This window comes from Vibrio crassostreae, assembly GCF_041439375.1.
Classification (GTDB): domain Bacteria; phylum Pseudomonadota; class Gammaproteobacteria; order Enterobacterales; family Vibrionaceae; genus Vibrio; species Vibrio crassostreae_D.
The window spans coordinates 55,521-63,938 of the sequence record NZ_JBGONY010000026.1 but is presented as its reverse complement, the minus strand read 5'-3'; the positions used below and the strand labels follow the sequence as shown (position 1 = coordinate 63,938).

Here is an 8,418-nt window from a genome sequence, read left to right as displayed (position 1 = left end):
AAAGCGAAATGTCGCTTAGCTAAGTGTCCAGTCTGACTGGAGCAGATCATACATCTTCCTTATAGAAGAGCTCTTTAGTAATCTCTTTCTCTAAGCTATCTTTACTATTATCAAGATCAGCCAAATTGATATCACTAGCAATTCCACATGACTCGATAGCATTCATAACGATCTCTTCGGTACAAATCCTGTTTTCTGGAGAAGTCCATAAGCAGTGCTTTAGAAGTATTGTGTCTGTAAGGTTTGTATAATTACGCTCGTTGAAAAACGCAGATGCTTTCAACAAATTTGCAGCTTTTTGCCACCGTCGATCCGAAACATACAGACCTAACTCTTCATTTTTTTCACTGATCTCATTGCGTATATATTTGATAACAAGCAAAGTGTCATTACTAAGTTCAACATTATGTATCGCTTCATTCCACTGATTAAGCTCTGAAAGAGATACTTTAAGTTCCTTATCAACATTAGGCTCACTAGTCGAAGGCTTTGCGTTTAGTAACAAATTGAAATTATCTTCAAGTACAATTGGCGGGACCATTAAACGAGTAATAAATCGGTCATACAGAGCATCTAGCCCTTGGTTTTCTTGAGGTACTTCATTCGAGGCGCCAATAACCGAACGAATAGGTGCTTTGATAATTTCACTGCCATTTTTGAAAACATGTTCATTAATTAAGGTGAGCAGAGTGTTTAATATCGCTGGGCTGGATTTCCAAATTTCATCAAGAAATGCAAACTCTGCATCAGGAAGATACCCTTCTGTCTTACGGATATACTTATCCTGTTTGAGCTCTTGAATTGACACTGGCCCAAACACTTCTTCAGGTGTTGTAAAACGATTCATCAAATGTTCATAATACTTTTGAGACTCAAATGCACAGGCTAACCTTCTAGAAATTAAGCTTTTAGCAGTTCCAGGAGGTCCGAATAGAAAAGTGTTCTGCCCACTAAGCGTGCTCAATAATGATATAGAAAGGATCTGCTCTCTCTCATGTAACCCTTCACCAATCTGCTCCAGTAGTTGCGTTATACGTTTTTTCACTTCTGGCTGAGCTGTTTCTGTCACTCTTAAATTTTTACTGTCTTTGATTGTTTGACGTTCTTTACTTTTCACATTCATAACTAACCAACTGTTTCCTTGTTAAACTTCAAATCTGACCACTATATTAAGCCACTTAAGCTTATTGCTACGGCTGTTGTGACGAGTCTGTTCCCCGCATTTCTTGCTGCGATTGAAAAGCCTGCGATCGCTACCACAAACACCCACAAAGATTGATAACTTACTTCTAAAAGATACTCGCCCAAGAATTGCTTCGCGACCAGCAAGGCAAAGGCACTGACAAAAGATACAGCCGCCGCATCCCTATACAACAAATACGCTCTGTGAGTTGAAGCCACTTCGTCCTGCTTATTGGATGGACGATAAAACTCTTTGTACCAATGACTGTTCTGCTCACTATTATTTTGCTTCAACAAATCATACTCGGACACGCGGGCCTTTAGGAGCACAGTGTCAATACGTCGATCTTTCTCTGATAACTGTATAAAGCGATGCCCAGGTAACACATTGCTCCATCGCCAAAATACCAAGACGCTCTTGACTTCAGCCGGCATGAGGTGGCTAAGCCACCCCGAAATCGCACCTATCGCTAACATCGCTCCACCGGTGTCTTTTAGTATATTGACATAACTGATATCAAAAGAACTTTGATTAACAAGTGATATCACGGTGAACTGAAGAACCATCAATACCGAGAGCGGGACAATGTTATTGGCTTTCATCGATATGCCCACCATTATGCCACCTCTTCTTCATAGTCGAAGTGATATGGCTCAGGATTCATACTGTTCCATCCATCACGACCAGGAGCATTATAATGGTGACAAATATCGGAGCCTCTCGTCGCTAATGCTTTGACACCTCGGTGAGTAAAAGCATTCATAACCGCTTTTCGTGGGTGCTTAGGCTCACCATTTTTAGCAGTAGAGGCAATCGCCGTAATATTACGAGACGAACCTTGCCCGATAGGCTCTCCAACCAAACGATTTAAAACTGTCGGCCCGATGTTACGCTTACTGCCATGATGTGGGATCTGCATAAATCGAAGCTCTGCTCCGCTCGTACACTGCTCGATTTGATCTGCCGCGTAATCCAAAGCCTGAATGCCCGCATCCCCAGTAAAAACAGAGCGCCTTCCCTCGACGACCAATTGGGTGATTACACTTAAGTTGTTCTTCGCCGATGTGACTCCGTCATCATCAATCTGGTCTTCACCCCAAATGGCAAAGAAACGACTAATAGATGCGGCCACTTTGTCAAAAAAGCTTTCTAATGCATTCGTTGCAATGGCTTTTTCCGGCATGCCATCGAAATCAGGAATGAGGGATTCGTAGTATTCAACAGAAGGACCAAGAACCTTAACACCACCTCCTGTGTCCGTTAAACCCGTAAAAGGTTCACGTACAGTAACCGCTTTCGATTCAGCCAACTGAACCAATGACCAAGCTTTTTCGAGGTTTTGCTTAAGGCGATCCCCTAAGCTATTGTCCGTCACGCGTCCATCTTTGAATTTATCAGCAAGCCCTTGATTATGTAGCCACGGTTGATGAATCCAAAGTTCTTTTACTTCGAGTTCATTGAGGACGGTTTCCAAACCGTTGATATGGTCTTGATCAGCGTGAGTATTAATGACCAAGTCCACTTTGGAAGTACCGAAACAAGTGGTGATGTGATCAATAATCTTTGAACCTGTACTTTGAAAACCACCATCAATCACAACTACCGTTTGCTCGTCACGATGACCGTGTAGATTACCGTAGCGAAGTGCGATTGCATCACCACTCTTAGACTCTTCACCAACACCTAAAAAATCAATTTCGTAACCCATAACTTTTTCCTTTTTCTATGAAAGTTAAGAGTTACTAATCAACTAGCATGCCACATTATAACGTATTGTTTTTATTGGGATTACCTTGAGATGTGAAGATATGAACTGTAAGGGTATTTACCTATAGTAAATATTATTACCTTCAGATGAGTCAACAATAATAAACTCGCCCCTAAACAGAACTACATTACTCATTTCATCAGAGGCTGGGGTTACTTTTCGTGACTTGTTGGGCATATTCAAGCAACCGCTCGATCGGGATAAAGCGCTGCCTCTTGTTGTTTACTTTGATGCTTTTGGTTTGAGAGTTGATATAGCTAGAAATTTCAAGCGCCAGCATTTGGCTCAATCGATCGAGATTCCTATCATCCAAGGTTTGCGTGACCCACTGTGCAGCGTCAGCAATATGGCCGTTAACACCGCTCAGGTCGGTGTTTTTTATCCAGTTCGGTGTGAGCTCAATGTCATTGAGCTTTGATAGCAACATGGCAATGTCATAACGGCGGATTAAGCCCTTATCTTTCAAGGCATAAGTTTCCAAGGAGTAGCTTTCCAAAGCTTCAACGAAGGCAAATTACCACTCAATTTCTAGCCTTTCGGCGAGCTCATAGTAGCGGCATCCGAGCTTAGTTTATTGACTCCTGGTCGTTTGCCCGCTTCTACTGATAAGCGCGGGAAATCTTTTTTAAGCCATTTGTTAAGAGCCTTAGTAGCGCTGAGTTGTAAATGCATAATTAAATCCATAGCTAGAGAGCAGGATTAATATTTAATTAATCCTGCCACATGTATCGCATCAAGTTACAGACCCCAATTGTTCATTAGGGATGCGAGGACCAAACACCTCTCACGAGATCAAAGTCTTCATATTGAAGAGACGTGTTGTAAGAATTTGCTTTCGCTTGAAGCAAATCGTTGGGCATCGGAGTTATATCTGTGAGCTCTTGACGTTGATCTCTATCACTTGGTTCTGCAAACCCCCTGTCGTAGATCAAACCACCCTTGGCTGTGAATAAACCTCTAGAATGTAAAAAACCCGAACCATCATCATCTGCGCAATACCAGTACAACTTAATGTTCCCAGGCATAACAGCTTTTAGTTCCATTAGAGCTTGTTCTGTTTGCCCCCAAGCTGGTTTTCCGTCTTCTTCTGAAAAAATATGAAACTCTACTTCAGCCTTTTTACATAACTTCATAAGTTCAAGCAGCGTTTTACGATAACCCGACTTAGTAACACAAATAAATGGGTCGTAAATAGTAACTTTCTCCGCACCGAGTAAAAGTGCGGTAGCTGCTTGAGCTAGAGACAATGCATCTCGAGGAAATTGAGAGTTGTAGTTAAAGTCGGGGTCTTCTAACTCAGTAATCGAAGAAACAAAAACAGGTAACTGAGTAAATGATTGATCGACTAATCTATGAAACGGAACATTTCCATGGCTTTCTGTAGCTGCATTTACCCAACTACCTTCTTGATACGTTCGAGTAAACGTAACTGTCTTATTATTTTTGAAAGTTCTAAGTCGCTCTGTTGCTTTATCCAGCGAAGTTCCATTGTGCGTCTGCCTTAATTGGTCAGAGACATCTCTAAACCAAGCTTTCGGAAAACCAGACAACACAGCCCCACGGTCAAACCCTAGTCGCGCATCCAACAGAGCCAAGTCGGCCAAAGAGTTGACTTCAGTAGGCGCAACTGCAAATTCCAAATGTAGCATCAGAATAGCTCCTCTCTTCTTTCTTCAAAGAAGCCATTTGGCCAAGGAGCATCAAACTCACCTTCGTCGGTTGTTTTGATTGGAAGCAAGCGTGTTTTACCTTCTGATTGCTCACAGAAAATAATCTGCACATCACTTTTCTTACAACCAAATGGCTCGTATGAAATCTCTTCGTCTGCTGTTTGGCGTCGACGTTTTAGTAACCTTAATAGCAAATGTTCGCTGTGCGTTTCAATTAGAAACATTCGATCTTGATTTGTCTTAATTGCCTCGAGCATCATGTCGCCTAATGCCAACTGCCATTTAGGGTGGATATGCAGTTCAGGTTGCTCACATGACACAATAAGGTCTTGCTCAAGTGATGTAGCAACGACAAATGGGAATACTTGGGAAACGCCAACACCTACGCTTGATGGTAATAAAGGTATCTCAGTGTGCGAGTCTTTAAGTATTATTGTCTTTTCTAGCAAATCTATTTGCTTTTTGGAAAAATCGGTACCATATTGATCTATAAGGAATTCTAGAATGTTATATCTATGTATGGTCTCATTTCTTCGGTCTTCATCAACAGAAAAGACATCCTTAAACGTCAGATCAACATCTTTCCATAAGGGGAGTGATAGCGTTTCCTTTGGTTTCGATTCTTTATCGAAGTTAGTACTTGGAAATAGCTCGCCAAATCGCTTAGAACCTTCACTTGGCATGCCTAAGAGCTCCAAATAGGGCTTTGCCAACCAATAGGCTGGTGCATATCAATACTTAACAACTGTCTGGCAATCAAATCATAAAGTGAGGGTAATAACTGAGAAGAATGAACTGAAGAATATTGAACAACCTGCTCTATCCTGAGCTCTCCATATTTCTTAAATAGATTCAATATGTTTCTCTGAATGGAGTTAAGACGCTCATCGCAAGCATAACGATGAATGATCCTTAAATTATCGAGCAATGGGTATATTTGAATATCATCACCTGTCAATACGTGCAGGTCTTTACCGCCGCCCAATGCTTGTTCTTTCTGAGCTCTAAACTTTTCTTTAAACTCATCTTTTTCTGCAATGCACTTGGGCTTTATCTCATAAAATGATTGGTATGAATCTTTGTATGTGACTAAAAAATCGGGCGTATACCTATGCAGCTTACCTTCGATAAAATATTCAAAACCCATAGGCTGCGCTTCGAAAGTTATAATCTGTGGCGAAAATTCGAAGTGGAAACATGCGTCAAACTCCAAGTCGGATTCGACTGTATGGATAGAGTTCGTTTTGAGGCTGACAAAGCGTGAGATGTTTTTTACTGACGAGTTTCTAAGAATCCGTTTTTTCATAATAAACAACCATACCTGTAGTAAACTTTCTCAAGTGTTGTACACTTAACAAGCAATTTCAAGGTATGGTTGTTTTTATTTCAGCGTATAGTTTCGTAAAATCAACGTATGGTTTTTTTTACACTATTCGAACTCGTTCAGATTACTCTTTACCGAATACGTTGTTCTCTTGCTCTTGTACACGGATGAAAGTCGTACGCTTAGTTAGCTCTTTAAGCTTTGCTGCGCCTACGTATGTACAAGTTGAACGTACACCACCAAGGATGTCAGAAATTGTGTTGTGAACAGAGCCACGGAACGGAAGTAAAACAGTTTTACCTTCAGCAGCACGGTACTTAGCAACACCACCTGAGTGCTTGTCCATAGCCGACTGTGACGACATTCCATAGAACTTCATGAATTGCTTACCGTCTTGCTCTACAACTTCGCCGCCTGACTCAGAGTGACCTGCTAGCATGCCGCCTAGCATTACGAAGTCAGCACCGCCGCCGAACGCTTTAGATACGTCACCCGCACATGAACAGCCACCGTCACCGATGATCATGCCGCCAAGGCCGTGTGCTGCGTCGCCACACTCGATGATTGCAGAAAGTTGAGGGTAACCTACACCTGTTTTAACACGAGTAGTACAAACAGAACCAGGGCCGATACCAACCTTAACGATGTCTGCGCCAGCTAGGATTAGCTCTTCAACCATGTCACCCGTTACAACGTTACCAGCAGAGATAACTTTAGTCGGGAATTCAGCACGTACTTTTTGTACATACTCAACTAGGTGCTCTGAGTAGCCGTTAGCGATATCAATACAGATAAATACGAATTCGTCGCTAAGCGCCATGATTTGCTTAGTTTTCTCAAACTCAGCTTCAGAAGTACCTGTTGAAACAAATACGTTGTTCAGCGTTTTCTTGTCTACTGTTTTTGCGAACTCAGCCCACTGCTCTACTGTGTAGTGCTTGTGTACTGCAGTCATAACACCGTGCTCTGCTAGAGCAGCTGCCATTTCAAAGCTTGCTACCGAATCCATGTTCGCTGCAATTACTGGAGTACCAGACCATTGACGACCGCTATGCTTGAATGTAAAATCGCGGGTTAATTCAACTTGAGAACGGCTTTTAAGGGTAGAACGCTTCGGACGGAAGAGTACATCTTTGAAACCTAACTTAAGTTCTTGTTCGATACGCATGGTGTTTTCCTTGATTCATAAAATTATGTGTCTCTCGCGAAATGCGTAGTAAAACCGTTGGCAGACGAGTTTACTTTTCTTCGGACACAAAAAAACCGGAGCGTTGGCAGACGCTCCGGTTTTCAGCATTATAGGTCGTGATTTAGTAACAGCAAGTCTGATATTTCACTTTTTTTTATGCTATCCTCTCAAAGATTCCATATCCGCTAAAACTCCCTCAGTTACACTTCCCAACTAAATTCTTATTAATTAATAACTTAGCGAACCATTCACGCAAACGCTGTTGGTTAATTGCGCAATCGTTTTCCTTCATATTTCACGTAATATCACCCTCATAATGCAAATATGTGAAGAAAGTGCCTCGAAATCACATAAAAACCACACTTTTCTCCAACAAAAAAATGCCTTTTTTCTTAAATAAATTCGATTATTTTCCAATTTTTATCTGTTTTTGACCAAATTGGCTAATCTCGTGACGTTTCTGTTTTGCAGTCACTTAGAAAAGTAGAGTGAAAAGGACTCAATCTAGAGACCAATATTCACTTGGGTTTGAGAGTCGAGCCCTCGCACTCCATTAAATGAAGCTTTCAAGCTTAGACTTTATAAATCCAATTTCTATTCACCCATAGCATTACCGTTCCAAAAGCACGTTTCGTGGCTGCCCTTTCGTTCATTTAACCTAGAAGACTCTGCAAAGCGCTCAGAAAAAGAGGATTGGTTGACATGAAAAACTGGGGAAAAGATAAGATTTGAAGAATAGAAAGCAAAAAAATGGCTAAGGTGGTTAACCTTAGCCATTTTTATTCGCTGATCAGACCGATGCTAATACGCACATAGAAAAGTGCTGTTTAGTGAATAGAGCAGTGTTAGTTCTTTTGAGAGACTAACGCTTCTGCAGTCGCATCTTGAATAGACAAGAACAATGAGCTGACTTGTCCTGTTGGTGAGCGCATCGGGTTCAGCGTCACGTTCTGATACATGAAATCGGCTTGTTGAGTTACAGGGCGAACATTGCGGCACTTAAACAGATAAGGCCTTTGTTGCCATGTAATGAAACTGCGACAGCCTAGGTCATATACTGGCTTGGTTTTCAGCCTAAACCACTCTTCTGGGATCTCAGGGAACAGTTCAAAGATCGACTTACCGATCGCATCATGCGATTGCTTACCGCTATGGTGCGTCATAAAGCCATTCCAAACTTGTACCTGAAAGTCACGGTTAATAACCACCAGCCCCATATCGACGTTTTGAACCATGTCGACCATCCAGTGGAACTGTTCAAATTCAGCAGGAAGATTCAGCATA

Annotated in this window: 9 protein-coding genes; all 9 read right to left on the bottom strand. The window is 41.7% G+C overall.

The genetic code is table 11. The features are described 5' to 3' along the window. Positions 1-46: 46 nt before the first annotated feature. On the bottom strand, positions 47-1,117 hold the full coding sequence (locus ACED45_RS12750; protein WP_371714181.1) for an AAA family ATPase: 1,071 nt from the start codon (positions 1,115-1,117) through the stop codon (positions 47-49). Positions 1,118-1,164: 47 nt separating this feature from the next. Further along, the gene (locus tag ACED45_RS12745) at positions 1,165-1,785 is read right to left on the bottom strand and encodes a hypothetical protein (RefSeq protein WP_240798956.1); all 621 of its coding nucleotides are present in this window, start codon (positions 1,783-1,785) and stop codon (positions 1,165-1,167) included. A 14-nt stretch (positions 1,786-1,799) separates the two neighbouring features. Next, entirely contained in the window at positions 1,800-2,891 is a 1,092-nt protein-coding gene (locus ACED45_RS12740; protein WP_136974994.1) for a ComEC/Rec2 family competence protein, read from the bottom strand. Positions 2,892-3,090: 199 nt separating this feature from the next. Next, a complete protein-coding gene (locus ACED45_RS12735) occupies positions 3,091-3,432 on the bottom strand; it encodes a hypothetical protein (RefSeq protein ID WP_371714180.1) in 342 nt (113 codons plus the stop codon). Positions 3,433-3,709: 277 nt separating this feature from the next. Then, the gene (locus tag ACED45_RS12730; protein WP_136985374.1) at positions 3,710-4,600 is read right to left on the bottom strand and encodes a hypothetical protein; all 891 of its coding nucleotides are present in this window, start codon (positions 4,598-4,600) and stop codon (positions 3,710-3,712) included. Further along, on the bottom strand, positions 4,600-5,304 hold the full coding sequence (locus tag ACED45_RS12725; protein WP_371714179.1) for a DUF3696 domain-containing protein: 705 nt from the start codon (positions 5,302-5,304) through the stop codon (positions 4,600-4,602). Before ACED45_RS12725 ends, ACED45_RS12730 begins: the two co-directional genes overlap by 1 nt. 2 nt (positions 5,305-5,306) lie before the next feature. Beyond that, the gene (locus ACED45_RS12720) at positions 5,307-5,927 is read right to left on the bottom strand and encodes a TnsA endonuclease N-terminal domain-containing protein (protein ID WP_136982640.1); all 621 of its coding nucleotides are present in this window, start codon (positions 5,925-5,927) and stop codon (positions 5,307-5,309) included. A gap of 142 nt (positions 5,928-6,069) precedes the next feature. Continuing rightward, the gene (locus tag ACED45_RS12715) at positions 6,070-7,113 is read right to left on the bottom strand and encodes a GMP reductase (protein WP_371714178.1); all 1,044 of its coding nucleotides are present in this window, start codon (positions 7,111-7,113) and stop codon (positions 6,070-6,072) included. A gap of 866 nt (positions 7,114-7,979) precedes the next feature. Next, positions 7,980-8,417: a PAS domain-containing protein gene (locus tag ACED45_RS12710; protein ID WP_004731659.1), complete on the bottom strand. Its 438-nt coding sequence runs from the start codon at positions 8,415-8,417 to the stop codon at positions 7,980-7,982. Position 8,418: the final 1 nt, after the last annotated feature.